The following is a 26,185-nucleotide window of genomic DNA, read 5'->3' on the forward strand; positions in this document are numbered from 1 at the left end:
CCTCACCTTCGAGACCGAGGTTGCTTGGCTTTGCGGGCCCGCAAAGCCAAGCAACCTCGGTCTCGAAGGTGATTCGCGCGGGTCCAGGCGCCTCCCGGGCGACGTGCGGTGATCGGGCGGCGGGGCTAGATCGTCGGACGGCGGGACGTGATCCGCGTGACCGGCGACGACTCGTCCGTCCCCGGGGCGGCGTCGGTCGGTGCCGGCACGGTGACCGACCAGTCCGGCTCGGGCCCGTCGCCGGCCGCCCCGGCGTCGGTATCCGCAGCGGGAGCCGGAACCGCGGCCGGAGCCGGAGCCGCCGCCGCAGGGGCCGGAGCCGACGGCGACGCCGGGGTCCCGGCGCCTCCCGGCGGCGCCGACCGGTCGGCTCCCGCCGGGTCAGGCACCGGCGACGACGGGTGCGTCCCGGTCGGTCGCGGTGCCTCGGTGGCCGGGGGCGGCGGGGGAGGCGGCGGTACCGGTGCGGTCGCGCGCTGCGGCCCGACGGCGCCGTCGCCACCCGGGCGGGCCGGCTCGGCGGCGCCCACCCCGCCGGCCGCCGTGCCCGTCGCGCCGGCCGCCGTGCCCACCCCACCGGCCGCCGTGCCCGTCCCGCCGCGCGTCGCCGACGGCACCGGGTCCACCTCGGGCAGCGGCTTCTCGAGCAGCACCACGTCCACGCGCGACTCCCGCATCTCCCGGCAGGTGGCCAGGCCGATGCCGCCCACGTAGTCCTCCAGGGTCTGGAGCAGCTTGAGCGGCGTCGCCAGGATCATGTGGAAGCCGAACGCCGCGAACGTGTCCATGGCGGTCCGGGTGAACGCGGTGTCCGCCTTGTCGAAGGCCTCGTCCAGCAGGATGGAGCCGTACGCCGGGGCGGCCGAGTCCGACGTCCCCGCGAGCTGGTAGCGCAGCGCCGCCGCGAGGCAGAACACCACGAGCTTCTGGCGCTGGCCGCCGGACAGGCCCGCCGAGGAGTCGTGCACGGCCAGCGCGATGCCGCCCGCCGTGACCTCGACACCGGTGAAGTGCACGTGCCGGCGCGTGTCCAAGCACAGCGCCCGCCACGCACGGTCGGCGGGGTCGCTCGACCCGAGGCGCCGCACCAGCCGCTCGAGCACCTCGTACTCGGGCTCGGCCTCGCCCGTGAGCGTGTCGAGCGTCGAGAGGAACTCCTCGACCGCGGCCGGACGGCGTTCCTTGACCCGGATCTCCAGGTACCGGTCGGTGTCGAACGGGGACCGACGCAGCGCCGTGTTGACCCCCACGATCCGCTCGCGGATGGTCGCGGGCGCCTGCCTGATCTCGGCGGCGAGCTTGCGCAGCGCGCGGCGCGCCTGGTCGGTCAGGAGGTCGGAGAACCGCGCCTCCTGCTCGGGCAGGCGCGAGGTGCGGATGCGCTCCAGCACCTCCAGGTACCGGGTGCGGTCGCCCACCTGTGCCGTCAGGTCGCGCGTGATCGCGGGCCAGCGCCGGCGGAACTCCGACAGCAGCCCGACGATCTCCCGCTCCGCGGCGGCGGACGAGCGCAGCCCGGCCTCCCGCTCGGCGTCGAGCGTGCGCGACACGGCCAGCGAGACGTCGTCGATGACCTCGTGGGTCACCGTCGTGCGCACGGCGGCGTACCGCTTCTCGAGCTCCTCCCGGTGCGCGAGCGGGATCGCCGTCGTCGGTGCGTCACCGAGCTCGGCCACCACGCGCTCCAGGGAGCGGCGGTGCGCACGGGCCTCCGCGAGCGTGTCGGCCGCCTCGGCGGCCGCCGCACGCGCCTGGTCCAGCCGGGTCTCGGCGGCCGCGACGTCCTGCGACGCCTGCAGCAGGTCCATCGTGCCGTCGAGCAGCCGGTCGAACGACGCCTGCGCGTCGGTCAGGTCGGCCTCGGCGGTGTCGATGTCGACCTCGCGCCACTCCCGGCGGGCCACGTGCCGCAGCGTGAGCTGTCGGCGCACGGCCTCCCGCTGCTCGGCGACGGCGTCGGCCACCGCGGCGTCGGCCTCCGCGAGCCGGGCCTGGGTCGCGCGCGCGAGCTCGAGGAGCTGGTCGAGCCGGTCGTCGGCGTCCCAGCCGAGCGCCCAGTCCTCGACACCGGGCAGCTCGGGCTGCTCGATCTCCTCGGGGCCGTGCTTGACCAGCCCGTCGCGGGTCACGGCCCGCTCGTGCAGGTCGAGGCCCGACGGGTCGTCCACGCACAGGTAGTCGTACTGCTCGGACAGCCGGCGGTGCAGCCAGCCCGCCATGGGGCCCTCGGCCACCTCGATCTTGTGCACCAGGGAGGCGTCGTCGGCGGACCGGGGCGCGTCGTTGCGCACCCCCACCACGCGGTAGCGCAGACCCGGCCCGGCCCCCACGGCGCCCGCGACGGCCGCGCGGTGGGCCGGGGCCACGAGCACGAGCGTGGCCAGCGGCCGCAGGACCGCCTCGATCACGGGGCGCCAGGCGGCGTCGTCCTCGCGGACGCGCAGCAGCTCCGCCGCGAACGGGAGCGCCGAGACGTCGAGCCCCGCCCGCTCGGCCACCGCCCGGCGTGCCGCGGCCAGGTCGGCCGGCACGTTCGTGCGGTTCTGCCGTACCGCCTGGATCCGCGAGGCCACGGCCTCGTGCCGCAGCCCGACAGCGGAGCGCGCCGCCAGCGCCTCCCGGATGCCGGCGTCGAGCGCCTCGGGGGCCCGCTGCCTGCCGACGGCCGCCACGGCCCCCGTCGCGACCGACGGCAGCGCGCCCGTCGCCACCGACGGCAGCGAACCCGTCACCACCGACGGCACGGCCCCCGTCTCGACCGACGGCGTCGCCCCCGTCACCGCGGGCACCTGCCCGCTGGTCACGGCCGGGACGGCGCCGGTCAGGGTCGGCACGGCGCCGGTCGCGGGCGGCTTGGTGCCACCGAGCTCCCAGCGGGCCTTCTCCTTGAGCGCCGCGAACTCCGCGAACGTCTCCGGCATGTTCATGCCCACGGACTCCAGGTCCGTGGCCAGCTCGCCGCGCCGGGTCCGCACCAGCGCCGCGATCTCGCCCGCGCGCTGCAGCCGGTCCGCCTGCGTGGCCAGGGCCTGCCCGCCGCGGGCGCCCAGCACGTTCACCGCCTGCTGGTGGGTGTTCGCCGCGACGTCGACCTCGGTGTCCGCCGCCTTGCGGTGGTGCTGCGCCCGCTCCTCGGCCGCCCTGGCCTCGGCCAGCGCCCGGTGCGCCAGGTCCAGCTTCCAGGCGTCCTTGAACGTCTCGAGCGACCCGCGCAGGGTCGCGGCGCGCACACCCGCCGCCGACCCCTCGTCGTACGCCTTGGTCAGCGACGCCAGACGGCTCAGGTGCTCGATCTGGCGGCGCGACGTCTCGATGTCGGCGTAGGCCCGTGCCACGTCCGCGAACTGCTCCACGGCCTGGGCGGCCAGCTCGAACGTGCCGGGCTCGTCCAGCATGTGCCCGCGGAACAGGTCGTCCAGGCTGCCCAGGTTCTTCGCGGACTGCGTGCGGTGCAGCAGCACCAGCGCCTGCTCCGAGCCGATGCCCAGGGCCTGCGTGAACGCCGCCGCGAACGGCCCGTGCCGCTCGCTCACCGTCGCCTCCGGCCATGCGGCGGACACGCCCGCGGCGTCGGGGCCGGACCGCACGTACCGCTCGAGGTCCAGCAGCCCCACCTCACCGGGCACCACGACGTGCAGCGTCGCCGGCGCCGACGAACCGCGCGTCAGGTGGAACAGCCGCACCAGCGTCACCACGGAACCCGGGCCCTCGGCGCCGTTCGCGTACCGCAGCAGCACGCCCGACCACGTCGCACCGGGGCGCAGATGGTCGGCCACGACCTCGCCCGTGCTCTCGTCCGTGCGGTGCCGCCAGGCGCCGCGCACGTAGGAGACGACGTCGCGGTCGCCCGCCTCGCGCTCCGTCGTGCCCGTGCCCGCCGCGGCGGCGTTGAACCGGAGGTGCTCCGGCGGGGTCAGGACGGCGGCCACGGCGTCGACCACCGACGACTTGCCCGAGCCCGAGTGGCCCGTCAGCAGGAAACCCTCGCGCGGGACGGGCACCACGTGGTGCCCGGAGAACGTTCCCCAGTTCACCAGCTCGATGCGCGCCAGGCGCCACTGTCCGGGGTGCGGCGACGTCATCAGCTCTCCTTCGCCAGTCGGGCGTACTCGGTGCTCAGCGCCGCCACCTGGTCCGCGCCGAACACGGTCCGCAGCACCGGCGAGACGGCCGCGCGGTCCCCGCCGAGCGGCTCCAGGATGCCCGACTCGACCAGCCGCGCCCACGTCGCGTCCAGCTGCCGGGAGAAGTCCATGGGCGAGGCGCCGCCTCGCCGCCGGTACGCGCCGAGGTGGTCGGCGACCTCGTCCCGGCTCACCGCCACGCGGCTGTCCGGCGCGTCCAGCAGCAGGCCGCGCAGGTGCAGCAGCAGAGCGGTGTCGAGGAACGTCAGGGCCACCTCGCGCACCACCCGCGGCGCGTCCGCCGTCGGCACGTCGCGCACGAAGGCGACCTGCGAGTCGGCGTCCACCACCAGGTCGAGGTACTGGTCGGCCAGGCGCTCGCGGACCACGTCCTCGTTCGTCAGCAGCGCGCGCCAGGTGTCCGGGTCGGTCTCCGCCGCGAGGTACGGGCCGCGTACCAGGCGGGCCAGGGCGAGGCGGGCCGGGGCCGGCAGCGTGCCGCGGTCGTCCGGCCAGAGGCGGTTCCCGCGGCCGGCGTCGTCGGGCTCGCGGCCGACGGCGCTCCCCGCGGTGCTCCCGGGGGACGGCGCGGACGTCGTCCGGCCGGCGGGGGTTCCGGGCCGTGCCGCGCGCAGGTCCGCGCGCGCGGGGCCGGTCACGTCGGGTTCTGTCACGGGACTCGCTCCTCGAACTGGTGCTGGGGAAGGACGGCCCGGCGCGCGACGCCGCGCGAGGACCGCCAGCTCACGTCCTCGGTGCCGCCCGTGGTCGTGCCGTGCTCCTCGGCGAGCGTCAGCAGGCCGACGACGCTCGCGGCGCCCTGCGTGGCCGGGTGCGCGGCGAGCACGGAGGCGACGGTGGCCCGGCCGGCGCCGTCCACCACGTCGTTCACGTGCCCGCGCAGCTCGTCCACGTCGATCTCCGAGTCGCGGGCCATGGCCCGCAGCGCCGTGAGCGAGACGGGGCGGGGCGCCGCGGCGGGCGCGGCCTCGGGTGCCTCCGCGTCCTCGCCACCGGGGTTGTGCGGCACGAACCCGCCGGGGGACCGGGGGGCCACGTCGCCGAGGCGCAGCGTCAGGCGCATCTCGGTGCCCGCCGGGACGTCGGCCGCGGCGGCGAGCGCGGCGTCCTGGGCCTCGCCGAGCAGGCGCCGCAGCGCGCGCTCCGCGGGGAGCTCGCCGGAGCGGACCATGCGCTGCAACGCCCGGCGCAGCGCCGTCATCGTGTCGGTCAGCTCGTCCGCGGCGTCCTGCAGCGTGGGCAGCAGACGGCGCAGGGCGGACGCCTCCGGCGGCGCGAGGTGCACCGAGTCGAGCACGCGGCCGACGTCGTCCTGCGCGCGGTGCTCCGCCTGCCGCAGGAGGTCCCGGAACGCGACCAGGCCGCGTCCCGCCTCCGACTCGGCGAGGTGGTCGACGCCGCGGTAGATGTCGTCCAGGAACGTGTCGCGCGAGCCGTCGGACTCCAGGAGCCGGCGCCGCAGCTCACGGTCGGTGCGCTCCAGCTCGGTGCGCACCCGGGCCAGGTCGGCGGGGATGTCGCCGGCGAGCGCGAGCACCTCGCGGGCGCGCTCCGCGGCCGCCTCCGGTGGCAGCGGCGCGGAGTCGCCGCGGCGGGCGCGCTCGATGCGGGCGTCGAGGGCGGCCCGCTGCTCCAGCAGCGACTCCAGGCGCGCCTCGGGGTCGGGGTCGGCCTCGTCGGCCAGCGCGTGCAGCCCGTCGAGCACCGCTCCGAGCCGGGACGGGGTGACGGCGGGGTGCGGCCTGCCGAGGCGGGCGACGAAGCGGAGGGCGACCAGGGCGCCGTCCGACAGCTCGACCGTCTCGGTGGCGGTGTCGCTCGTGGCCGGCGCGGCCCGGCGCCGGACGAGCACGCCCTCGTCGATCCACTCCGAGACGTAGAACCAGCCGGAGTACGGCAGCTCGAAGCCGGCGCGCCGCAGCTCGGGGATGTCGTCGTCGATGCGGTCGGCGAGCTGTTCGACCGGCAGCCGGCGCCGTGCCGCGCCGAGGTGGCGCTCCAGCAGCACCACGGCGGCCGCGGCGTTCCGCGACCGCAGCAGCACCCACGCGGGATGCTCCTGGAGGAGGGCGCGCACGGCGCGCGCCGCCTGGCCGCGGCGCCCCGAACCGTGCCCGGCGGCCGGCCGGGCCGCAGCGCCGTCGCCCGGTGAGCTCGCAGTACCCATGGGGGCTGAGAGTAGTAGCCCAATGTGTCGGTACGGCACCCCCGGCGGAAACACACGGGGGTCCGCTCGTCGCCGAGCCGCAAGGCGCATAGAGGTATAGAGTTCGGGCGCGGGGACGGTGCGTCCTCGATGGCCCAGCGTCGACGGGAGGGCGCCTTGCTCACGACCGCAGCCCAGATCCTGATCAGGATCCGAGACGAGCGGCAGCTCAGCATGAGCTCGCTCGCGGTACTGGCCGGCGTGCCGACGTCGACGGTGAGCCGCATCGAGTCGGGGCGGGTCGAGCCGACGCTCGGGATGATCCGGCGCCTCGCCCTGGGCGCCGGGTACCACCTGCACCTGCAGTACTACGACCTGTTCACCGGGCGCCTCGAGGACCATCCCGTCGGGGCCGGCGACGTCGACGAGGAGGGGGAGGGCGGGCGCGACCGGTAGGGGTGGTCTCGCCCGTGTCCGCTACCTTGTCCTCGTAGGGGAGGTCTCGTATGGGATGCCTGCACAGGGGCCATGACGGCAGGGGAAGGGGCGGTCTGCCGCCTGTTCCCGCGACTTGTGACATTGAGCGCAAATGCCACAAATTTCAACCAGCGCAGCACGCTCAGGTTGTGCCCGACATTCAGCCGCGCAATATGGTCGTCATATGCCGAACGTCATGATCCCCGCCGCGGTGCGGGCGGACGTGGAGACGCTGTGGGCGTTCCACGACCTGCGGCACGAGCCGCGGCCCGTCGACGTCTGCATCGGCCTGGGCGGTCACGACCTCGGCGTGGCCGACTACACGGCCGACCTCTACCTCCAGGGACTGTTCCGGCAGATCGTGTTCACGGGCGCGAACGCCCCGACGACGGTGGACGCCTTCCCCGAGGGCGAGGCCTTCGGCTACCGCGACCACGCGGTCGCGCGGGGAGTCCCGGCCGATGCCGTGCTCGTGGAGCCGTCCGCGACGAACACCAGCGAGAACCTGGAGTACAGCCGCAAGGTGCTCGCGGACCACCGCATCGAGCCGTCGTCCGTGCTCCTGGTCTCCCACCCGTACCAGCGGCGGCGGGCGTTCGCGACGTGCCGCGTGGTCTGGCCGGAGGTCGACGTGCTGTGCGTCTCCCGTCCCCTGGGCCTCGACGCGTACGTCGGGACCATCGGGGACGCCGACCGCGTGGTCGACATGCTCGTCGGCGAGACGCAGCGGCTCACCCTGTACGCGGACCGAGGCTTCATCGCCCACGAGGAGGACGTGCCGGACGACGTCATGGGCGCCTTCGACCGCCTCGTGTCGGCCGGCTACACGTCACGGCTCGTGGAGGACCGGCGTCCGATCGACGTGTAAAGCCACCTGAGGTCGATGTCACGAAGCGGATGATCCGTACATCCCTGGCGGGTCGCCTCGTTCTCCGTTACGTTCCGGGGCATGGGCGAGGAAAACAAGCGGGGCAAGGATCCCAGGAAGTTCACGTGGCAGGAGATCCTCACCTTCATCGCGGGTGCGGGGTACGTGGCCAGCCCGATCGACCTGCTGTCGGAGGGCGTGCTGGGCCCGCTCGGCCTCGGTGACGACGCGATCGCGATCATCATCGCCGGCGTCACGCTCTACAAGGCGGTGCAGCGGTTCCGCAAGCACCGGGACGTGCCGGGCGCCTCGGGCCCGACGACGGGCGGGAGCCCGGGCGGCCCGACGACGGGCACCTCGCGCCCCGGCCCCGGCGCCCCCGGCAACACCGTCCCGGGCACGGCCGAGGACGTGACCGACCGCAGACCTCGCCGCTGACCTGGTCGACCGGCCGGGGCGGGGTTAGGGTCGACGGCGTGGCCGGCACCGAAGCACCCCGGATCCTCGTCGTCGGGGGTGGTCCCACCGGGGCCGTGACGGCGGTGGCCCTGCGGCGCGAGCTGCCCGGGGCCCGCGTGACCCTCATCGACAAGGCGACGTTCCCGCGCGACAAGACCTGCGGCGACGGGCTCGGCCCGGGCGCCCGGCGGGTGCTCGACGGGCTCGGCCTGTCGCACCTGCTGCGCGACTTCCACATGCCGATGTCCGTGGCGATCAGCGGCCCGGGCGGCGTGGAGGCGTTCGCGCGCGGCCCGCTCATGGACGGGCACGACCTCGCCGGGTACGTCGCGCCGCGCCTCGTGCTCGACGACCTCCTGCTGGGCGCCGCCCGCGACGCGGGCGCGGACGTGCACGAGGGCGTCGCGTTCCGGGGCATGACGGCCACGGGGGACGGCGAGCTCGTCGACCTGCCGTCCGGCGAGACCGCCTTCGACCTGGTGGTCGGCGCGGACGGCGCCTACTCCACGGTGCGGCGGGCCCTCGGTGTCGACCGCCCCGCGATGGGGCACACGCACGTCGCCATGCGCGCGTACGGGACCGTGACGCATCCCGACAAGCCCGTCGGCGACACCCTGCGATTCGACTTCCTGGAGTCGCTGCTGCCCGTCTACGGGTGGGTCTTCCCGCTGCCGGGGGACGGCGCCAACATCGGCGTCGGCCTGCCTGTGGACCAGCTCAAGCGGCAGACCGCGCGGCACGGCCGCACGCTGCGTGACCTCTTCGACCTGTACGTCGAGGACCTGCGGGGGCGTGGCTTCGAGGTGTCCGGGCTGGGCCGGGTGGCGACGCACCAGCTGCCGCACGCCGCGGCCCGCACGCCGATGACGGCGCCCGGCCGCGCCGCCGTGCTGCTCGGCGACGCCGCCGCGACGATCAACCCGCTCAGCGGCGAGGGCATCTTCTACGGCATGGCCGCCGGGGTGCAGCTCGCGGAGCACCTCGGCGCCCTGGACCGCGCGGGCGAGGACTGGCGCGGCGCGCACCTGGCGGGCGCGCTGGGCGGTTTCGAGCGGGCGCACCGGGACCGGTTCGGCCGGCACTACCGGGAGTGCTACCTGGCGCAGCGGCTCATGAGCTCGCGCGCGTGGGCGGGCACCGCGACCCGGGCCGTGGCGGCGTCGGACGAGGCGATGGCGCACGTGGCGCTCATGCTCTTCGACGAGCAGTCGGCGGGCTCGCGCGGGCTGCTGCGCCTGGTGGGGAGCATCCTGCGGCCGCTGGTCGGGCCGGGCCGGGCACGTCGGTGAGCCGGTGCGGCATCTGTCAGAATTGAGATTCTGCCTGCACCCGGGGTCCACGATCCCGCCCTGACTCGAGGATGACGATGTCACGCACCATCCGCCGGGCCGTAGCACGCCTGATCTGGGCCGTCACCGGCTACCGGATGCGCTCCGAACCCGCCCCGACCCGGCCGACGGTGTTCATCGGCGCCCCGCACACGTCGAACACCGACTTCTTCCTCATGCTGGCCATCGCGTTCGAGATGGACCTGACGATCCGGTTCCTCATCAAGGACTCCTGGTTCAAGGGTCCGATGGGCGCCGTGATGCGGTCGCTCGGCGGCATCCCGGTGGACCGCCGCGACCCGGCCAGCATCGTGGACGAGGTGCTCGCCGCCGTGGACCGCGGCGAGGAGTTCCACCTCGTGGTGACGCCCGAGGGCACCCGGGGCGCCGGCTCGGGCTACTGGAAGTCGGGCTTCTACCGGATCGCCCTCAAGGCCGGGCTGCCCGTGACGCTGGGGTACGTGGACGGCGTCGCCCGCGTCGCCGGCCTGGGGCCGAGCATCGAGCTCACCGGTGACGTCGCCGCCGACATGGACCTGATCCGAGAGTTCTACCGGGACAAGTCCGGCGTCAAGCCGAAGAACCGCACCGAGCCCCGCCTGCGCTCCGAGGACGGCTCCGCGGTCTAGCGGGATCCCGCGTCACCCGGCGGCCGCCTCCAGCGCGTCGAGCACGCGGTCCAGCCCGAACTCCCAGGCGTGGGCGGGGGAGGACGGCGCGTTCATCGCCGCCCCCGCCGCGCCGCCCACACGCTGCGCCAGCGGGTGGGCGTCGCCCAGGTACTCCGCGAGCCGCCCCGCCCAGCGGGCCCAGACCTGCGGCATCTCCTCGGCCCGGGGGTCGCGGCGCCGCGCCCGGGCCGCTCCGCGCACGAAGTCGAGCACGAAGGTGAGCGCGGCGTCGCGGGCGACGTCGGCCAGGTCGAGCGGGTCCAGGGCGTGCAGCTCGTGGTCGTACTTGGCGATGGTGCCCGGGCCGAACGCGGTGCGGTCGTCGTCGATCTCCAGCAGCCACGGGTGCTCCAGCAGCAGCGCCAGGTTCGCCTCGGCGACCCGCCGCACCCGGGTGCGCCAGCCGGCCGTGCCGTGGCCGGGGCGCGGCATGCGCGCGCAGGCGGCGTCGGCCATCAGCACGAGCAGGTCGTCGCGGCCGTTGACGTGCGTGTAGACGGACATCGTCGAGATGCCCAGCGCGTCACCGAGGCGGCGCACCGTGACGGCGGCGAGGCCCTCGGCGTCCGCCAGCGCGCTCGCGGTCTCGACCACCGCACCCGTGCTGACGCGCGACCGCGGGCCGCGCGCGCCGCCCCGGGGGGCGGCGGGATGGTCGCGCCAGAGCAGGTCGATCAGCTCGCGGGGCATGGGTCTCCAGAAATCCGGGTGACGGGAGGGGAACATTCTGCAACCATCTTACGTTGTACACCGTACAGAGTTCAGCACGACGCGAGGAGCCCCGCTTGAACATCACCGCCACCGCCCTGTCCCTCAACGTGCCCGACGTGGCCGCGTCGGCCGACTTCGCGACGCGGCACCTCGGCTTCGCCGAGGCCATGTCCGACGACGGCTTCGTCTCCCTGAACCACCCGACCGCCGGCGTGAACATCGTGTTCCTGCGGGTCGGGCTGGCCACCTTCAAGCCCGAGCGCATCGCCGGTCCCGCCGGCCAGGGCCTGCTGATCGCGTTCGAGGTGGACGACCTCGATTCGGAGTTCGCCCGCATCTCCGCCGCCGGGGCGCAGGTCGTCACGCCGCCCGAGACGGAGCCGTGGGGCGAGCGCTACTGCCAGTTCGCCGACCCGAACGGCATCGTCTGGCAGCTCGTCCAGTGGGTCTGACGCGAGCCCGCTGATCCTCTTCGAGACCGAGCTTTCTTCGCTCTGGGGGGACTCAGAACGAAGCAGGCTCGGTCTCGAAGAGAGGGTCGTGGGCCCAGCCCGACCAGCGGCTCACCCGGACCCGGAGCACCGGGCCGTCCGGACGGCGCTCGCGGTACTGCGGGTACCGGGCGGCCAGCGCGTCGACGGCCCGCTCCCAGGCCACGCCCGTGTGCTCGACGGAAGCCGTGCCGTCGGCGCGCACCCACCAGAGGCGGGACCAGTCGTCGTCGTACCGGTCCGCGAGCACGGCGGCCCGGGGGTTCTCGGCCACGTTCCGCAGCCGCCGCAGCTCCCGCGTCGTCTTCGGCTTGTGGTCGACGACGACGACGATCTCGTCGCCCGGCGCCTCGTCCCCTGGTGCTGCGCCGTCCGGCCGGTCGGTCGGCGTCCCGACCAGGGCCCGGTCGGTCGGCGTCCCGACCAGGGCGAACGTCACGGGCACGAGGTGAGGCACGCCGTCGGCGCCCGTGGTCGCGAGGTAGGCGTGCCGGGCCGCGCCGAGGCGTTCCCGGCAGATGTCGACGTCGAGGCGCACCCCGTCATCCTCCCGCGGAGGGTCCGGAGCCCGCTGGTCAGCGGTCGACCGCCGGGCCCGTCTCGTAGTCGGCCGACAGCGTGATCTCGACGTCGATGTCGCGCGGCTGGAGCTCGACCTGCGCGCCGCCGCCGGAGGCGCCCATGGCACCGGCCCGCATGGCGTACATCGGGGCGTTTCCGCCGTCGCTGCCGCCGCGCAGCCCGGCCTCGTACAGGGCGACCGGTGCGACGGGGCCCAGGCCCAGCGCGTCGGCGTACGACTGCGCACGCACCACTGTCTCCTCCGCGGCCTCCACGCGGGCCTCCGCCTGGAGGGCCTTGCGGGTCTCGTCGGTCAGGGTCCAGGAGACCCAGTCGATCTCGACGCCGTCGACGTCCATGACGTCGGCGAGCCAGGTGGACAGCACCTCGAAGTCGCTGAAGGTCACCGACAGCCGCGCCGACGCCCGGAACCGGCGCACCCGCTGCTTGCCGCCCGACTCGGAGTTCTTGACCCGGTCGTCGTACACGTAGGAGTGCACCGAGGCGGACTCCCAGCGCTCCGCGGCACCCGCGGCGACGTGCGCCTTGGCCTGGTCCACGAGGATCGTGTGGGTCCGGGCCACCTGCTGGACCACGTCGCTGCGCAGCGTGCCCGAGAACACGACGTGCAGGTTCACCGTGCCCCGTTCGGCGGGGTGCGTGCGCTTGGCCTGGCCTTCGACGGCGATACGAGTCATGTGCCGAGTCTGCCGACCCGACGTCGGCCCGCGCCACCCCGGCGCGCCGACGGACCGTGCCGGCCGCTGCCGGCCCCTGCCCGCCCGCGCCTGCCCGGGTCAGCCGATCGTGCCCTTGCCGACCTCGCCCCGGACCAGGCTCGGCTCGAGCCCGCAGAACTGCCCGTACCGGGCCGCCTCCTGCTCGAGCGCCGACCACACGCGGGGGCTCGGCTCGTCGGTGAGCTCCACGGTGATCTCCACCGTCCGGGAGCGCAGCACCCGTGACCAGCCGCCCGCGATCATCCCGTCCGCGACCACGAGCCCGGTGAACAGCCAGCGGTTCGGCATGCCGTCGCGGGTCAGCGACGGCCAGCCCCGGAAGTCGTGGCAGAACAGCTCGTCGTAGACCGACAGCAGGCGGACGGTGCCGGACGGGGCGGGCTCGGGCAGGTCGCCGTCCGTCCAGAGCGTCAGGCCCGCGACCTCGTGCCGCGTCAGCCCGGCGTCGGCGACGGCGGCGCGCGCGTCGGCCTTGGTGAGCGTGGCCCACCAGGCGACGTCCTCGGCGCGGCACGGCCCGTGGCCGCGTACGTACGCGCGGGCCAGGTGGACGCGCGCCTCGTCCTCGTCCCAGGTCTTCTGCTCGGGCAGGAGCCGGTACGTGGGCTGCTTGCCCCGCATCGGGCCGCTCGCGACGAGCAGGTCGAGCTCCGCGTGCATCATGACCTGACCGAGGTCCCACGCCCGGACCGGCGCACCCTCGGCCTCGGCGAGCACCGCGCCGAGCTCCTTGCGGGTCAGGGGGCCGGCCGCGAGCGCGTCGGCGACGACGGCGTGCCGACGGGGCAGCAGCGCGTGGTCGAACCCGTAGGACCGCTCGGTCGAGGCCATCGCCCGGCGCACCCGGTGCGCGGTGGCCGTCATGAGCGGGGCCAGGTCCTCCGGGACCACGTAGTGCCAGGTGGGGCGCAGCACGTGCGTGCGCAGCACGGTGCCGTCCGCCAGCGCGGCCTGCACGTCGGCGAGCGTCGTCGGGTCGGCGAGGCGCTGGGCCACACCCCAGGCCGAGGAGTGCAGCTCCTGTGCCTGCACCGCGCCGAGCCGGCCGACCACGGCGGGCACGCCGCCGTCGTCGGCCGGACGCAGCGCGCCCAGCCCGACCGAGGTGAGCCGGGCGCGCTGGAGGTCGCGGACCTCAGACGTAGTAGGCATCGTCGCCGCCGTGTCCTGCCGCGCGGGCACGGCGGTGCCTGCGCAGGCTCCGGATGAGCAGGACCACGCCGATCACGAACAGGATCATCACCGGGATGATGAGCAGCGGGGCGAGCACCGAGACGAACCCGAGGCCGATGCTGGTGACGTCCTCCGCGGCGCTGACCACGGGGGCCGCGGTACCGCCCGAGACGGTGTTGGCGACCACGCGCCCGCCCGCCTTGGCGGCGTGGGTGCCGAGCGCGAGGACGATGCCCGCGACGATCGGGATCCACTGGCCGGACTGCACGAACGTGCTCGGGTCGGTGACGGTCGTGGTCTCCGACATGGAGCCCGCGCCGAACGCGATGCCACCCGCTGTGGGGCGCACGACGGTCTGGACCACGTCGTTGATCGAGTCGAGCACCGGGATCTTGTCCGCCGCGAACTCGAGCACCAGGAGCACCGACAGGATCGCCAGGACCCAGCCGTTCTCCAGCCAGGCCCAGGTGCCGGGCAGCTCCACGAGGTCGGTGAAGCGCGAGAGCACCCCGAGGAAGATGAGCGGGACCCATGCGTTGAGGCCCGCCGACAGGGCGAGTCCGGTTCCGGTGGCAAGTTCGAGCATGACTCGAAGTGTTCCACGGCACACCGACACTCCGGGTGGCGAACGTGTCCGGTGTGCCCGATCCGTTACCCGGCCGGGGCCCAGCCCCGGCCCGGCGGGCGTCCAGGCTGGTAGATCGGGTCGGGGTCTGCGAGAGTTGCTGCAGTTCACCGCACTGGTGCGCCGACCGGAGGCTTCGATGACCTGGACGATCTTCGCCGTGGCCTCGGTGGTGCTGCTCGGGCTCTCCGCGGGCGTGTTCTTCGGGTTCTCGTCGTTCATCATGAGCGGCCTCGCCCGGGCGTCCGACGACGCCGCGGGCGCCGGGATGAACGGCATCAACGAGTCCGCGGTGCGGCCCCCGTTCATGGCCGTCTTCTTCGGCGCGCTGCTCGTGCCGGGCGTGACCGGCATCTGGGGCCTGGTCGGCGGGCACCGCGGTGGCGGGTGGGTCCTGGCGGGCGCGGCGGTCTACCTCGTGGGCACGTTCGCCGTCACCATGGCCGGCAACGTGCCCCTCAACAACCGCCTGCTCGCGGCGCGGGACAAGGCGGTCGAGTGGCGCGCCACGTGGCGCCCCTGGACCCGGTGGAACCACGTGCGGACGGTCGCGGGCGTGGTCGCGACGGTGCTCGCCGCGATCGGGCTGCTCTGACCGTCGGGGACAATCGAGCACGTGCCCGCCATCGACTTCCACCGCACCCTGCCCGGATACGCCCCCACCCCGCTGCGTGACCTGCCGTCGCTGGCGGCCGAGCTCGGCGTCGGCCGGGTGCTCGTCAAGGAGGAGGCGAGCCGGCTCGGGCTGCCCTCGTTCAAGGTGCTCGGCGCCTCGTACGCCGTGGCGCGCGCCCTGGCGGACCGGTTCGGCGCCGCCGCGCTCACCCTCGACGCGGTGCGCGACGCCGTCCGCGGCCACGCCGTGCGGCTGTACGCCGCCACGGACGGCAACCACGGCCGCGCCGTCGCGCACGTCGCCGCCCTGGTCGGCGCGGCCGCGACCGTCTACCTGCCGCCGGGCGTCACGGAGGACGCCCGCTCGGCGATCACCGCCGAGGGCGCCCGCACGGTCGAGGTGGACGGCGACTACGACGCGGCGGTGGCGCGCGCCGCCGCCGACGCCGCGGGCGACCCGACGGCCGTCCTGGTCCAGGACACGTCCTGGGCGGGCTACACCGAGGTGCCGCAGTGGATCGTCGACGGGTACGCGACGCTCTGCCAGGAGACCGACGACCAGGTCGCCGCGCTCGGCCTCGGTGCCCCCGACCTGGTGGTGGTCCCGGTCGGCGTCGGCTCGCTGGCCCAGGCCGTGGCGAGCCACTACCGCGGCGCGGATCACGGCGGCCCCGCGCTCCTCGCGGTCGAGTCCGACCGCGCCGCGGCCCTGGTGGCGTCCCTGCGTGCCGGTGAGCGCGTGTCCGTGCCGGTCGGCGAGACCATCATGACCGGCCTGGCCTGCGGCACCGTCTCGGCGCTCGCGTGGCCCGTGCTCCGGGACGGGCTCGGCGGCGCCGTCACCGTCTCCGACGACCAGGTGGCCGCCGCCGTCGAGGACCTGGCGCGGCTCGGCGTCGACTCCGGGCCGTGCGGTGCCGCGCCCCTCGCCGCGGCCCGCCTCGTGCTGGGGCAGGCGGGGTGGCGGCGCGCCATCGGTCTGCGGCCCGACGCCGTGGTGCTGCTGCTGTCGACCGAGGGCCGGGCGGCCAACCCCGTGCCCGAGGACCGGGTCTGAACCCGGCCCGCCCTCCCGAACCGTCCCCGCCAGGAGCTTCCGTGCCCGCCTCGCCGCCCACCTCTCGGCCCGCCCCTCAGCCCGCCCGGCTGCCCGCCGCCCTCGAGCGGGTCCTGCCGCTGCTGCGCTGCCCCGCCTGCGGTGCGCCGCTCGCGCCGGGTGACGGCGCCCTACGCTGCCCGGAGCGGCACAGCTTCGACGTGGCCCGGCACGGGTACGCCGGCCTGCTGACCGGCGCACGTGCCACCAGCGGCGACGACGGCCCCATGGCCCGGGCCCGCCGCGACTTCCTGGCCGCGGGCCGGTACGCGCCGGTGCGCGGCGCCGTCGCGGACCTGGCCACCGAAGCCGTCGCGCACCTGCGGCAGGGCCCGGCCGACAGCGGCCCGGGACGCCCCTTCGTCGTGGACGTCGGCTGCGGCACGGGCTACTACCTCGCGGGCGTGCTCGACGCCCTGCCCGACCCTCGGACCGGTGCCCGGCCCGACGCCGTCGGCCTGGGCCTGGACACCTCGGCGCACGCGCTGCGCGTCGCGGCGAGGGCGCACCCCCGCGCCGCCGCGGCGACCTGGGACGTGTTCCGGCCCTTCCCGGTCGCCTCCGGGTGCGCGGACGTGCTGCTCGACGTGTTCGCCCCGCGCAACCCGGCCGAGTTCCACCGGGTGCTGCGCCCGGGCGGGGCGCTCGTGGTCGTGCGGCCGTACCGCGGGCACCTGGCGGAGCTGCGCCGCCAGGTCTCCGGCATGGTGGCCGTGGACCCCGACAAGGAGCGGCGGCTGCACGACGCGCTCGACCCCTGGTTCGAGCCCGTCCGCACGCGCGAGGTCGAGTACACGACCCCGCTCACGCGGCAGGAGGCCGTCGACCTGGTGCTCATGACGCCGAGCGCCCGCCACGTGACCGCCGCCGACCTGTCCGACGACGACCTCCCGGGCGAGGTCACCGTCTCCGTCCTGGCCACGGCCTATCGGCGTCGCGACACGATCTCGGCGGGGGAGCGGCCGCCGGCGGCGGCGACCACGCGCCGCTGAGGCCGGCGCTCGCGTTCGAGAACGACCTCAGGTGCAGATCCGGCCCCGATTCCGTCCCTCAGGTCGTTCTGGAACGTGACTGGCGGCGACCACGGGGAGTCAGAGGTGTCACGAGCCCTTGGCGGCTGCTTTCTGCGCCTTCTTGAACGCGCGGACCTCCTGCAGGCTCTCGGCGCTGGTCACATCCGCGATCGAGCGGCGCGAGCCCTCCTCGCCGAACTCGCCCGCCGCCTCGCGCCAGCCCGCCGGCTCGACCCCGCGCTGCTTGCCGAGCAGGGCCAGGAAGATCTTGGCCTTGCGCTCGCCGTAGCCCGGCAGCGCGTTGAGCCGCGTGAGTACCTCGGCGCCGGTCGGGGCGCCGCCGTCGGCGCCGGGGGCGGTCCAGATCCGGGCCGCGTCACCGTCGTACTCGTCGACGACGGTGCGCGCGAGCTCCAGCACCCGGCCCGCCATCGACCGGCCGTAGCGGTGGATCGCCGGGGGAGTGGTCGCCATGGTCACGAACTCGTCCGGGTCGGCCTCGGCGATGGCGCGGACGTCGAACGAGCCCATCCGGTCGCGGATCTTGCCGGGTCCGGCGAACGCGTGCTCCATGGGGAACTGCTGGTCCAGCAGCATGCCGACGAGGAGCGCGAACGGGTCCTCGCTCAGCAGCCGGTCGGTGTCGGGGTCGCCGGTGATCCAGAGCTCGGTAGCCATGCCTCCATAGTGCCCGATACAAGTGCCCGTACACCGGCCGACGCCCGTCCGCAGCCGGGCGCTGCTCTCAGCAGAAGCACCCGGCCTCGACGGCTGCGCGCCCCTACTCTCGACCACATGGCCGACACCGCACCAGCTCAGCCCGCAGCCCGCGCCGTCGCGCCCCGGGGAGCCGGCAGCCCACCGGCGCGGACGCGACGGGAACCGCTCTGGCGGCACCTGGTCGGGGAGCGACTGCGGGACGTGCGGCACGGCCGGGGCGAGACCCTCGACCAGACCGCGCGGCGGGCCGGGATCTCGCCCCAGTACCTGTCGGAGATCGAGCGCGGGGTGAAGGAGCCGTCGAGCGAGATGATCGCGGCGGTCACCGGCGCACTGGACATCACGCTCGTGGACCTGGTCGGTGCCGTGGCCGACCGGCTCGGCACGGTCCGTGAGACCGTCCGGGACACGCTCGGGCAGGCCACCTGCCGGGCGGCCTTCGCGCTCGCGGCGTAGCCGGCGCCGGCGCCCGAGCGGCGCCGGCTACGCCCCCTCAGCGCTGCTCGATCACGTGGTCCAGCAGGCCGTAGTCCCGCGCGCCGGCGGCGGTGAAGATGCGGTCCCGGTCGGTGTCCGCGCGCAGCGTGCCGACGGCCTGTCCCGTGTGCCGCGAGAGCGCCGCCTCCATGTCGGCCCGGATCCGGACCACCTCGTCGGCCTGGAGGATGAGGTCCGGGATGGCGCCCCGGCCCTGGGCGGCCGGCTGGTGCAGGATCACCCGGGCGTGCGGCAGCGCCGCGCGCTTGCCCTCGGCCCCGGCGGCGAGGAGCACCGCGCCGACGGCGACGGCCTGCCCCACGCACGTCGTCGACACGGGGGAGCGGATGTAGCGCATGGTGTCGTAGATGGCCATGCCCGCGCTCGGGTCGCCGCCCTCGCAGTTGATGTAGAGCTGGATGTCGCTGTCCGGGCTGCTGGACTCCAGGTGGATGAGCTGGGCGATCAGCGCGTTGGCCACCCCGGCGTCGATCGCCGTACCGAGGTAGATGATCCGCTCGCTGAGCAGCTGGGAGTAGACGTCCATGATCCGCTCGCCGCGCGGGTGCGCCGCGATGACGTTCGGGATGGTGTAGGTGCTCATCGCGCGTCCCCCTCGTTCGTCGCACCGGTCGTCGCTGCGGTCGTGGTGGCGAAGCCCGTCCGGGCGCGCTCGCGGGGTCGGATGTCCCCGAAGCTGGTCACGATCGAGTCGACGAACCCGAACTCGCGCGCCTCCTCGGCCGTGTACCAGTGGTCGTGCAACGAGTCCTCGAAGATCCGCTCGATCGGCTGCCCGGTGTCCTCCGAGACCAGCCGCAGCACGGTGTCGCGCGTGTGCCGCAGGTCGTCGGCCTGCAGCTCGATGTCGACGGCGGTGCCCGCGATGCCCGCGGAACCCTGGTGCATGAGCACGCGGGCGTTCGGCAGCGCACGCCGCTTGCCCGGGGTGCCCGCCGACAGCAGGAACTGCCCCGCGCTGTAGGCGATGCCCAGCACGAGCGTGGAGACGTCGTTGGGGATGGTGCGCATGAGGTCGCGGATGGCCAGCATCGCCGGGACGGAACCGCCCGGCGAGTGGATCCACAGGTCGATGTCCGACGACGGGTCCTCCGTCGCCAGCGCGACGAGCTGCGTCATCAGGAGCGTGCCGTTGTCGTCGTCGAGGGGTCCGTCCAGGACGAGGACACGCCGCTCGTACAGGTCGCGTCGGGAGCGTTCGCCGAACTGGGGTGCCTTCGGTGCTTCGGTCATGCCTCCACGGTGCCCCGCCCGGCGGCTCGGGGGCAGGCGGATCTGCCGGGAGCAGCACTGCTCAGAGCAGCGGGCCCGTCCGCGACCCGGTGGCGGTCAGAGGATCAGCCGGTCCGCGATCTCCAGGGTGTCGGTGAGGAAGTGCCCGTCGTCGCGCACCACGAGGGTGCCGCCCAGGTGGTCGAACATGGCCCGGCCCTGCTCGGCGTCGCAGCCCGCCTCGTCGGTCACGGAGTTCAGGTAGACGAGGTCGCGGGCGTGCGACCGGATCGCGTCCCAGTCGTAGGACTCCTGCAGCACCGGCTCGGGTCCCGGGTTCGGGTTGGTGCAGTAGCCGCCCACCAGCACCGCCTGGGCCACGGTGACGTCGATGTGCTCCAGGACCGCGAGCAGCAGCGCGGCACCGCCCGAGTGGCCCACGAGCACGGTGTCCTCGTCGAACGTGTGCGCGCCCAGCACGGTGGGCAGGAACGTCTCGATCGGGTCCACGTTGAGTCCGGGGTGGTGCGGCGTCTCGACGTCGTACCCGCGGGCCCGGAGGCGGTCGGCGAGCCACGGGTACCAGATCCACCTCGGGTCGGCGCGCGTGCCGTGGAAGATGATCGCCCGGCGTCCCATCAGCTGTTCCTCTCGGTCGGGGCGGGTACGGCGGCGACCGCCGGCTGCACGGTCAGCGCCATCTGGTCCAGCACCGGCTCGAAGCCGATCGCCGCGTACGTGCGGTTGGACACCGGGTTGTCCCGGTCGGTGTAGAGGCAGACCCGGTGACCGGCGTCGAGCACGTCCTGCGCCGCGTGCGCCACCAGCGCCCGGGCGTAGCCGTGGCCGCGGTGCCGGGGCGGGGTGTAGACGGGGCCGATCCGGGCCACGCCGAACGACGGCGGCTTCACACCGGTCAGCTGCACCACCTCGCCGTCGACCTCCCACAGCCAGACCTCTCCGTCGGCGACCATGCGCGCGGCGCCCTGGACGGCGGGCGGGTCCGGGGCGGGCGGGCGTCCGGCCTGCGCGTCGGCCTCGGCGTGGAAGACGCCGAACCACGCCTCCACCAACGGCAGGTCGTCGGCCGTGGCCAGGCGGGGGCGGCCCGGCGGGGCCGGGTCGGGCGGGATGATCCGGGTCGCCTCCCAGAGGCGGTCCGGCCGGCCCTCGTCCACGGTGCCACCCGTGGCCCGCAGCACCTCGTCCGTGTACGCGCGGACGGCGGGCAGGGGGCCGTTGGCCGAGGTCAGCGCCGGCTCCCCGGCGAGGGTCGCCCGGTCGAGGGCCGCGCGGGCCAGCAGCCGGGCCGCGTCGTCGGGCAGGGCGGGCACCCACACCGTGTGCGGCGGGTACGGCATGGTGCGCATCGACACGCCGACGACGGCGCCGCCCGCGTCCCGCACGACGGCCCACCACAGGGGGTGGGCGGGCCGCGGCGCGCCGGCCGGGAAGGTGCGCGCGGCGTGGTGCGTCACGGTGGCCACGACGCTCCACACGACCGGGTCGGCCGCCATCAGGTCGCCCGCGACGGCCAGGACGGCGGCCGGGTCCTCGTGCAGCTCGACGCTGTGACCTGTGCTCATGCGGAGATCCTGGCACGCCGGCCGTCCGGTTTCGAGCGCTTTCACCGGTACCGGCGCACAGGGTCCCGGCCCCGGCTCAGCGGACGAGCCGCACCTCCAGCACGTGCGTGTCCGGGTCGGTCGCGGTGACGCCGTCCGGCAGGAAGCCCGCGCGCTGGAAGAACTTGCGGGCGCGGGGGTTGGACGCGTACGTCCAGATCTGGGCGGAGGTGCCGGGCGGGAGGGCGTTCTCCAGCAGGGCGTGGCCCACGTTGGTGCCGTGGAAGGCCGGGTCGACGTACAGCTCGTGCAGCTCGACGGGCCGCACCGGCGGGTGGCCCAGGTGCGGGCCGGACGGGTTCTTCATCGCGAAGCCGACGATCTTGTCGCCCACCTCGGCGACCAGGGCCTTGTTGCCGGCGGCGAGGATGCGCATCCAGCCCTCGGTCCGGGTGCCGAGCGTCTCGGTCTCCCAGTGCTCGGGTGGCAGCAGCTCGCCGAAGACCGCGCGCCGCGTGGTCCAGTGCACCGCGGCGATGCCGACGGCGTCGTCCGGGGTCGAGGCGCGGACGTGGAAATCTGACATGGGTGGAACGGTAACCCGACTACCTGACCATACGTATCTCGGCGAGGTCGGCGGTGCTCGCGTCGACCACCCGGGCGCCCTCCGTCAGGAAGCCGTTGCGCTCGTAGAAGCGCCGGGCGCGGGGGTTGTCCTCGGCCACCCAGAGCTGGGCCGGGGTGCCGGGCGGCACGACGGCGTCCAGCAGCGCCTGCCCGACGCCGGTGCCGTGGTACGCGGCGAGCACGTACAGGAGGTAGAGCTGCCGGTCGCGGACCGGCAGCACGTCCTCCTGCTCCACGGCCTCGCCGGCCATCGCGATGCCGACCACCTCGTCGTCGGTCTCGGCGAGCAGCGGGGCCGCGCCGTTGGCCAGCCACCGCTGCCACGTGGCGACGCGGCGCTCGAACGTGGCGGTGGCCCAGAACTCGGGCGGCAGGATCGACCCGTACGTCGTGACCCAGGTGGTGTGGTGCACCCGGGCGACCGCGGCGGCGTCGGACGGCGTGGCTGTGCGCAATCTCACGACGCGCAACATACTCCCGCGCGGGGTCGACGGACGACCCCCGGCGCGGGAGAACAGCCAGGTCAGGCTCGGTGCAGGGTGCCGACCAGGCACTCCTCGATGCCGACCGCGGACAGGAGCCGCGACGGCACGGGCGCGAGCCAGCCCACGGCCTCGTGGGCGGGCACCAGGCGCACGTCCCGCACCTCGTACTCCGCGCCGCCGCGTGTGACGCGCACGGTGCCGGAGCTCATCGTGTTGCGCGCCCAGTCGGTACCCGAACCCCACGGCAGGGGCAGCACCGCGACCACCCGGTCGTCCGGCCGGGCCGCGAACGCCACGAGCGGCGTCTCGTAGCTCTTGCCTGACCTGCGGCCCACGTGGTGCAGCACCACCCAGGGCGGCAGCTGACCGGCGATGCGGAGCATCCACGGGTTGAGGACCTTGCCTGCCTGGACGACGAACTCGGGTGCGGCCATGGCCTCCATCATCGTCCAGGCGGGCCGATCCGGCAGCCGGAGCGGCACGCCGCGCCCCGCCGGCTCAGCCCTCGTCGAACGAGAGCACCGGACGCCCCGTGCGCGGGTGCGTCAGCACGTCGACCCGCACGCCGTAGACCGGTTCGAGCACCGCGGGGACCAGCACCTCGGCCACCGGCCCCGCGGCCACCACACGACCGTCCGCGAGCAGCACCAGGTGGTCGCACGTGGCCGCCGCGAGGTTGAGGTCGTGCAGCGCGGTGACCACAGTGACGCCGTCCGCCGCCAGGTCGCGCAGCGTGCGCATCGCCGCGAGCTGGGCCGCGATGTCGAGGTGGTTGGTCGGCTCGTCGAGCAGCAGCAGGCGGGGCTCCTGGGCCAGCGCCCGGGCCATGTGCACGCGCTGCCGCTCGCCGCCGGACAGGGTGCCGACCTCCCGGTCGGCGAGCGCCGCGGCCCCCGCGGTGGCGAGCGCCGACCGGGCCGCGGCGCGGTCGGCGTCGGAGTCGCCCGCGAGCAGCGCGCGGTGCGGGATGCGGCCCAGCAGCACGGCGTCCAGCACCGACAGCGGCAGGTCCGTCGTGGCGTCCTGCTCGACGAGCGCGAGCACGCGGGCGCGCTCGCGGCGGGGCAGGGCGCCGAGGTCGGCGGCGCCGAAGGTCGTGACCGGGCCGTTCCTGGTAGCGCGTCCCGCCTGCTGCACGCCTGCCAGCACGCGCAGGAGCGTGGACTTGCCGGACCCGTTGGGCCCCAGCAGCCCGGTGACGCCGCCGGCGGGGGCGACCAGCCCGACGCCGTCCAGCACCAGGCGCCCGTCGATCTCCCAGGAGACGTCGGCGCCGGCCAGGCCGGCGTGCGCGGCGCGGGGTCCCGTGACGGCGGGCGCGGTCGTGTACCCGGTGCTCATCGCTTTCCCTTCCACAGCAGTGCCGCGAAGACCGGGGCGCCGATCGCGGCCGTCACGATGCCCACGGGCAGCTCGCGGGGTTCGAAGACCGTCCGGGCCAGCGTGTCGGCCCAGACCAGGAACGACGCCCCGGCGAGCGCCGAGAGCGGCAGCAGCAGCCGGTGCCGCGCCCCGGTGAGCAGCCGCACCGCGTGCGGCAGGATCAGCCCGACGAAGCCGATGGACCCGCTCTGCGAGACCAGCGCGCCCGTCAGCAGCGCCACGCCGACCAGCAGCACCCACCGGGTCCGGTTGACGGGCACGCCCAGCGCCGCGGCCGCGGTGTCGCCGAACGTGAACGCGTCGAGCACCGAGCCGCTGAGCGCGAGCGGGACGCCGATCAGCAGCGCGGCGCCACCGGCGACGGCCACCGACGTCCACGTGGCCGACGCGACCGAACCCATCAGCCAGGACAGCACCTCGCGGAACGCGTCACCCGTGGCCGACCAGAAGATCACGAACGACACGGCCGCCGCGCAGAGCTGGCTGATCGCGAGCCCCGCCAGCACGGTCCGGGTGGGCGTGATCGCGCCGGCCGCGCCGGCCAGCGTGAGCGCGAGCGCCAGCGCCCCGACGGCCCCGGCGAACGCCGCGACCGGCAGCAGCAGCGGTACCCCGACGAGCAGCACCAGCACGGCGCCGAGCGACGCCCCCGACGACAGCCCCAGCAGGTAGGGGTCGGCGAGCGGGTTGCGCGTGAGCGACTGCATCACGGCGCCGCACAGGGCCAGCCCCGCGCCGACGGCCGCGGCCGTCAGGATCCGCGGCATCCGCAGCTGCCACACCATGCCGTCGCGCAGCGCGGACAGCGGCTCGACGCCCAGCGCGCCGCCCAGGCCGAGGTGCGTGGCCAGGGACCGGGCCACCTCGGACAGGGCCAGGTCCGCCGGCCCGACCGTGACGGCCACGCCGACGCTCAGCAGGAGCACCAGCCCGGCGCCCGGCAGGGCGAGCGCGGGCAGGGCCGGCGCGGTGCGTACGGGTCTGCTCGTCACGGGTGTGCTCGTCACGGGTTCAGGTCCGCGAGCTGCTCCACCACCGACGCCACGGCGTCGACGTTGCGCACCCCGGCCTCGGTCGCCGGGAACGGCACCACGACGTAGCGCTCCTCCCGCACCGCCGTCATCTCCCGCGTGGCCGGGTTGGACTCCAGGGCCTCGATCTTCGCGTCGGCGGGGTTCCACACGGCGTCGACCAGCACGATGACGTCGGGGTCCGCCTCGACGATGCTCTCCCAGCCGAGCGAGGTCCACGTGTCGTGGACGTCGGCCGCGACGTTCGTCAGCCCCGCGGCCTCCATGATCATCTGCGGTGCCCCGATGCCCGCCCCCACGTACGGGGTGTCGTCGCCCGAGGACCACCACAGCGCCGTCAGGCCGCGGTCGTCGGGGGTGGCGGCGTCGAGCGCCGCGCGCTGCTCCTCGACGAGCGCCGCCGCGGCGTCCTCGGCGCCGAACAGGGAGCCGACCTCGGCGATCTCGTCGAAGACGGTCTCGAACGTCAGCGGGTCGGGCATGTACCCGTCGGCCTTGCACGCGGCGGGGGAGACGTAGGTGGCGACGCCCAGCGCGGCCAGGGTCGCGCGGTCGCCCGCCGTCTCCGCGGTGAGGTTGGACTCCCAGCCGGCGTAGACCAGGTCGGGCTCCAGCGCGAGCGTCGCCTCCGAGCCGGGCACCTCGTCGGCGAACGGCTCGTCGACGGCGGGCACGGTCTCCCGCTCGTCCGGCACGGGGCCGTCCAGGAAGGCCGAGCCGACGATCCGGTCGCCGAGGCCCAGCGCGAGCAGCATCTCCGTGGTGGACGACTTGATGGTCACCACGCGCTCCGGCGGCGCCTCGACGGTGGTCTCGAACCCGCAGTTGTCGAGGGTCACGGGATGTCCGCCCGACGTCGGCGACGCGCCCCCGGCGTCCGGCTCACCGGAGGCGGAGGCCGCGCACGCGGCGAGGACGAGGACGGCGGCGACAGCGGGCAGCGCGAGCGCGGGACGGGGGTGCACGAGGGGGCTCCGATCACGGGAGGTGCAGGGTCGGCGAACGACCCACGGCCGTACGGCCATGGGCGAGCAGCGACGCGCCATCTCGCGTCCGGGCGGGGAAGCGGCTCACGACGAGAGCCGCGTCGGCGGGCCAAAGCGTGGCCCGCGACCCGGCCGCCACGATACACCGGCAGGACCGGACGATCCGGGTGGATTCGCTCTCGGCGTCGCGACCGGACACCGGTCGTGCCTACGGTGTCGGGAACGACGTGCGTGAACCCGCGACGGAGGTCGAGACGGAGGTCCCATGACGAACGAACCCGACAACCCGGCGCACAACCCCGACCCGGAGCCGGACGGGCGCACGATGCCCGCCAGCGGCAACCTGCAGCCCGGCGAGACCCCGCCCGAGTCCGACCAGACGAGCGCGCCCCAGGGCCACGAGGAGCACGGCCCGCCCGCCTGGGTGCCGCGGGCCTGGATCGTCGCCATCCTGGTGGTGGCGGCGGCCGTCGTCGCCCTGTTCGCGGGCTATGCCGCGGGCCTGATGCGCTGAGGGATGCGCCGAGCGGTGCGCGGCGCCGGGGCCGCAGTGCCGGGG

Annotated in this window: 30 protein-coding genes; 11 read left to right on the top strand and 19 right to left on the bottom strand. The window is 75.0% G+C overall.

What is annotated here, in order from left to right; translation table 11 throughout:
- Window positions 1–125 precede the first annotated feature (125 nt).
- Genes APR03_RS05550 through APR03_RS05560 form a run of 3 tightly spaced genes read right to left on the bottom strand, consistent with a single transcriptional unit; the run spans window position 126 to window position 6,312 of the window.
- Window positions 126–4,082: an ATP-binding protein gene (locus APR03_RS05550; protein WP_253833539.1), complete on the bottom strand. Its 3,957-nt coding sequence runs from the start codon at window positions 4,080–4,082 to the stop codon at window positions 126–128.
- Window positions 4,082–4,798: a DUF4194 domain-containing protein gene (locus APR03_RS05555; RefSeq protein WP_253833540.1), complete on the bottom strand. Its 717-nt coding sequence runs from the start codon at window positions 4,796–4,798 to the stop codon at window positions 4,082–4,084. The genes APR03_RS05550 and APR03_RS05555 overlap by 1 nt, the downstream gene beginning before the upstream one ends.
- On the bottom strand, window positions 4,795–6,312 hold the full coding sequence (locus APR03_RS05560) for a DUF3375 domain-containing protein (protein ID WP_253833541.1): 1,518 nt from the start codon (window positions 6,310–6,312) through the stop codon (window positions 4,795–4,797). The genes APR03_RS05555 and APR03_RS05560 overlap by 4 nt, the downstream gene beginning before the upstream one ends.
- 156 nt (window positions 6,313–6,468) lie before the next feature.
- Between APR03_RS05560 and APR03_RS05565 the strand changes: the two genes are divergently transcribed.
- From APR03_RS05565 to APR03_RS05585, 5 genes are all read left to right on the top strand, one after another.
- Window positions 6,469–6,747: a helix-turn-helix domain-containing protein gene (locus APR03_RS05565; RefSeq protein ID WP_253833542.1), complete on the top strand. Its 279-nt coding sequence runs from the start codon at window positions 6,469–6,471 to the stop codon at window positions 6,745–6,747.
- A gap of 205 nt (window positions 6,748–6,952) precedes the next feature.
- Window positions 6,953–7,636, top strand: coding sequence for a YdcF family protein (locus tag APR03_RS05570; protein ID WP_253833543.1), 684 nt, complete (start codon window positions 6,953–6,955; stop codon window positions 7,634–7,636).
- Window positions 7,637–7,717: 81 nt separating this feature from the next.
- Window positions 7,718–8,074, top strand: coding sequence for a DUF1232 domain-containing protein (locus APR03_RS05575; RefSeq protein WP_253833544.1), 357 nt, complete (start codon window positions 7,718–7,720; stop codon window positions 8,072–8,074).
- A gap of 38 nt (window positions 8,075–8,112) precedes the next feature.
- The gene (locus APR03_RS05580; RefSeq protein ID WP_253833545.1) at window positions 8,113–9,384 is read left to right on the top strand and encodes an NAD(P)/FAD-dependent oxidoreductase; all 1,272 of its coding nucleotides are present in this window, start codon (window positions 8,113–8,115) and stop codon (window positions 9,382–9,384) included.
- A gap of 77 nt (window positions 9,385–9,461) precedes the next feature.
- On the top strand, window positions 9,462–10,052 hold the full coding sequence (locus APR03_RS05585) for a 1-acyl-sn-glycerol-3-phosphate acyltransferase (protein ID WP_253833546.1): 591 nt from the start codon (window positions 9,462–9,464) through the stop codon (window positions 10,050–10,052).
- Between the two features lie 12 nt (window positions 10,053–10,064).
- On the opposite strand, the gene APR03_RS05590 is transcribed toward APR03_RS05585, so the two are convergent.
- The gene (locus tag APR03_RS05590) at window positions 10,065–10,784 is read right to left on the bottom strand and encodes a TetR/AcrR family transcriptional regulator (RefSeq protein WP_253833547.1); all 720 of its coding nucleotides are present in this window, start codon (window positions 10,782–10,784) and stop codon (window positions 10,065–10,067) included.
- Between the two features lie 95 nt (window positions 10,785–10,879).
- Here APR03_RS05590 and APR03_RS05595 point away from each other — a divergent pair, with 95 nt between their 5' ends.
- Window positions 10,880–11,257, top strand: a complete 378-nt coding sequence (locus tag APR03_RS05595; protein ID WP_253833548.1) for a VOC family protein — start codon at window positions 10,880–10,882, stop codon at window positions 11,255–11,257.
- A gap of 52 nt (window positions 11,258–11,309) precedes the next feature.
- Here the strand turns inward: APR03_RS05595 and APR03_RS05600 are convergent, their stop codons facing one another.
- From APR03_RS05600 to APR03_RS05615, 4 genes are all read right to left on the bottom strand, one after another.
- Complete coding sequence (locus APR03_RS05600) at window positions 11,310–11,834, bottom strand: TIGR03668 family PPOX class F420-dependent oxidoreductase (protein ID WP_253833549.1); 525 nt, start codon at window positions 11,832–11,834, stop codon at window positions 11,310–11,312.
- Window positions 11,835–11,871: 37 nt separating this feature from the next.
- The gene (locus APR03_RS05605) at window positions 11,872–12,555 is read right to left on the bottom strand and encodes an SIMPL domain-containing protein (RefSeq protein ID WP_253833550.1); all 684 of its coding nucleotides are present in this window, start codon (window positions 12,553–12,555) and stop codon (window positions 11,872–11,874) included.
- Window positions 12,556–12,654: 99 nt separating this feature from the next.
- Entirely contained in the window at window positions 12,655–13,749 is a 1,095-nt protein-coding gene (locus APR03_RS05610; RefSeq protein WP_253833551.1) for a winged helix DNA-binding domain-containing protein, read from the bottom strand.
- Window positions 13,733–14,356: a DUF4126 domain-containing protein gene (locus APR03_RS05615; RefSeq protein ID WP_253833553.1), complete on the bottom strand. Its 624-nt coding sequence runs from the start codon at window positions 14,354–14,356 to the stop codon at window positions 13,733–13,735. The genes APR03_RS05610 and APR03_RS05615 overlap by 17 nt, the downstream gene beginning before the upstream one ends.
- Window positions 14,357–14,534: 178 nt before the next feature.
- On the opposite strand from APR03_RS05615, the gene APR03_RS05620 reads away from it, so the two are divergent.
- The 3 genes from APR03_RS05620 to APR03_RS05630 are packed head-to-tail and all read left to right on the top strand — an operon-like array spanning window position 14,535 to window position 17,098.
- Window positions 14,535–14,990 (top strand): anthrone oxygenase family protein, encoded by a 456-nt coding sequence (locus tag APR03_RS05620; protein WP_253833555.1) that lies wholly within the window; start codon window positions 14,535–14,537, stop codon window positions 14,988–14,990.
- Window positions 14,991–15,011: 21 nt separating this feature from the next.
- Window positions 15,012–16,067 (top strand): diaminopropionate ammonia-lyase, encoded by a 1,056-nt coding sequence (locus APR03_RS05625; RefSeq protein ID WP_253833557.1) that lies wholly within the window; start codon window positions 15,012–15,014, stop codon window positions 16,065–16,067.
- Between the two features lie 41 nt (window positions 16,068–16,108).
- Window positions 16,109–17,098: a putative RNA methyltransferase gene (locus APR03_RS05630; RefSeq protein ID WP_253833559.1), complete on the top strand. Its 990-nt coding sequence runs from the start codon at window positions 16,109–16,111 to the stop codon at window positions 17,096–17,098.
- A 108-nt stretch (window positions 17,099–17,206) separates the two neighbouring features.
- Here the strand turns inward: APR03_RS05630 and APR03_RS05635 are convergent, their stop codons facing one another.
- On the bottom strand, window positions 17,207–17,797 hold the full coding sequence (locus tag APR03_RS05635) for an HhH-GPD-type base excision DNA repair protein (RefSeq protein WP_253833561.1): 591 nt from the start codon (window positions 17,795–17,797) through the stop codon (window positions 17,207–17,209).
- Window positions 17,798–17,914: 117 nt separating this feature from the next.
- Here APR03_RS05635 and APR03_RS05640 point away from each other — a divergent pair, with 117 nt between their 5' ends.
- Window positions 17,915–18,295 (top strand): helix-turn-helix domain-containing protein, encoded by a 381-nt coding sequence (locus APR03_RS05640; RefSeq protein ID WP_253833563.1) that lies wholly within the window; start codon window positions 17,915–17,917, stop codon window positions 18,293–18,295.
- A 37-nt stretch (window positions 18,296–18,332) separates the two neighbouring features.
- Here APR03_RS05640 and APR03_RS05645 read toward each other — a convergent pair whose 3' ends face one another.
- The 10 genes from APR03_RS05645 to APR03_RS05690 all read right to left on the bottom strand — a co-directional run bounded on the left by APR03_RS05645 (window position 18,333) and on the right by APR03_RS05690 (window position 25,605).
- Entirely contained in the window at window positions 18,333–18,920 is a 588-nt protein-coding gene (locus APR03_RS05645) for a ClpP family protease (RefSeq protein WP_253833566.1), read from the bottom strand.
- A complete protein-coding gene (locus tag APR03_RS05650; RefSeq protein ID WP_253833568.1) occupies window positions 18,917–19,570 on the bottom strand; it encodes a ClpP family protease in 654 nt (217 codons plus the stop codon). Before APR03_RS05650 ends, APR03_RS05645 begins: the two co-directional genes overlap by 4 nt.
- Before the next feature lie 96 nt (window positions 19,571–19,666).
- The gene (locus tag APR03_RS05655) at window positions 19,667–20,188 is read right to left on the bottom strand and encodes an RBBP9/YdeN family alpha/beta hydrolase (protein ID WP_253833570.1); all 522 of its coding nucleotides are present in this window, start codon (window positions 20,186–20,188) and stop codon (window positions 19,667–19,669) included.
- Window positions 20,188–21,135 carry a GNAT family N-acetyltransferase gene (locus APR03_RS05660; RefSeq protein ID WP_253833572.1) on the bottom strand — a complete coding sequence of 316 codons (948 nt, stop codon included), beginning with the start codon at window positions 21,133–21,135 and terminating at the stop codon, window positions 20,188–20,190. Before APR03_RS05660 ends, APR03_RS05655 begins: the two co-directional genes overlap by 1 nt.
- A 76-nt stretch (window positions 21,136–21,211) precedes the next feature.
- Entirely contained in the window at window positions 21,212–21,700 is a 489-nt protein-coding gene (locus APR03_RS05665) for a GNAT family N-acetyltransferase (protein WP_253833574.1), read from the bottom strand.
- Window positions 21,701–21,719: 19 nt separating this feature from the next.
- Window positions 21,720–22,202 (bottom strand): GNAT family N-acetyltransferase, encoded by a 483-nt coding sequence (locus APR03_RS05670; protein ID WP_253833576.1) that lies wholly within the window; start codon window positions 22,200–22,202, stop codon window positions 21,720–21,722.
- 62 nt (window positions 22,203–22,264) lie between these two features.
- A complete protein-coding gene (locus tag APR03_RS05675) occupies window positions 22,265–22,660 on the bottom strand; it encodes a nitroreductase family deazaflavin-dependent oxidoreductase (RefSeq protein ID WP_253833577.1) in 396 nt (131 codons plus the stop codon).
- 64 nt (window positions 22,661–22,724) lie between these two features.
- Window positions 22,725–23,567, bottom strand: a complete 843-nt coding sequence (locus APR03_RS05680) for an ATP-binding cassette domain-containing protein (RefSeq protein ID WP_253833579.1) — start codon at window positions 23,565–23,567, stop codon at window positions 22,725–22,727.
- Window positions 23,564–24,601 (bottom strand): putative F420-0 ABC transporter permease subunit, encoded by a 1,038-nt coding sequence (locus APR03_RS05685; RefSeq protein ID WP_372494769.1) that lies wholly within the window; start codon window positions 24,599–24,601, stop codon window positions 23,564–23,566. The genes APR03_RS05680 and APR03_RS05685 overlap by 4 nt, the downstream gene beginning before the upstream one ends.
- Before the next feature lie 11 nt (window positions 24,602–24,612).
- Window positions 24,613–25,605, bottom strand: a complete 993-nt coding sequence (locus APR03_RS05690) for a putative F420-0 ABC transporter substrate-binding protein (RefSeq protein WP_253833581.1) — start codon at window positions 25,603–25,605, stop codon at window positions 24,613–24,615.
- Window positions 25,606–25,891: 286 nt separating this feature from the next.
- Between APR03_RS05690 and APR03_RS05695 the strand changes: the two genes are divergently transcribed.
- On the top strand, window positions 25,892–26,140 hold the full coding sequence (locus tag APR03_RS05695) for a DUF6480 family protein (protein ID WP_253833583.1): 249 nt from the start codon (window positions 25,892–25,894) through the stop codon (window positions 26,138–26,140).
- Window positions 26,141–26,185: the final 45 nt, after the last annotated feature.

It is taken from the genome of Promicromonospora thailandica (assembly GCF_024171955.1).
In the GTDB taxonomy this organism is placed as follows: Bacteria; Actinomycetota; Actinomycetes; order Actinomycetales; family Cellulomonadaceae; genus Promicromonospora; species Promicromonospora thailandica.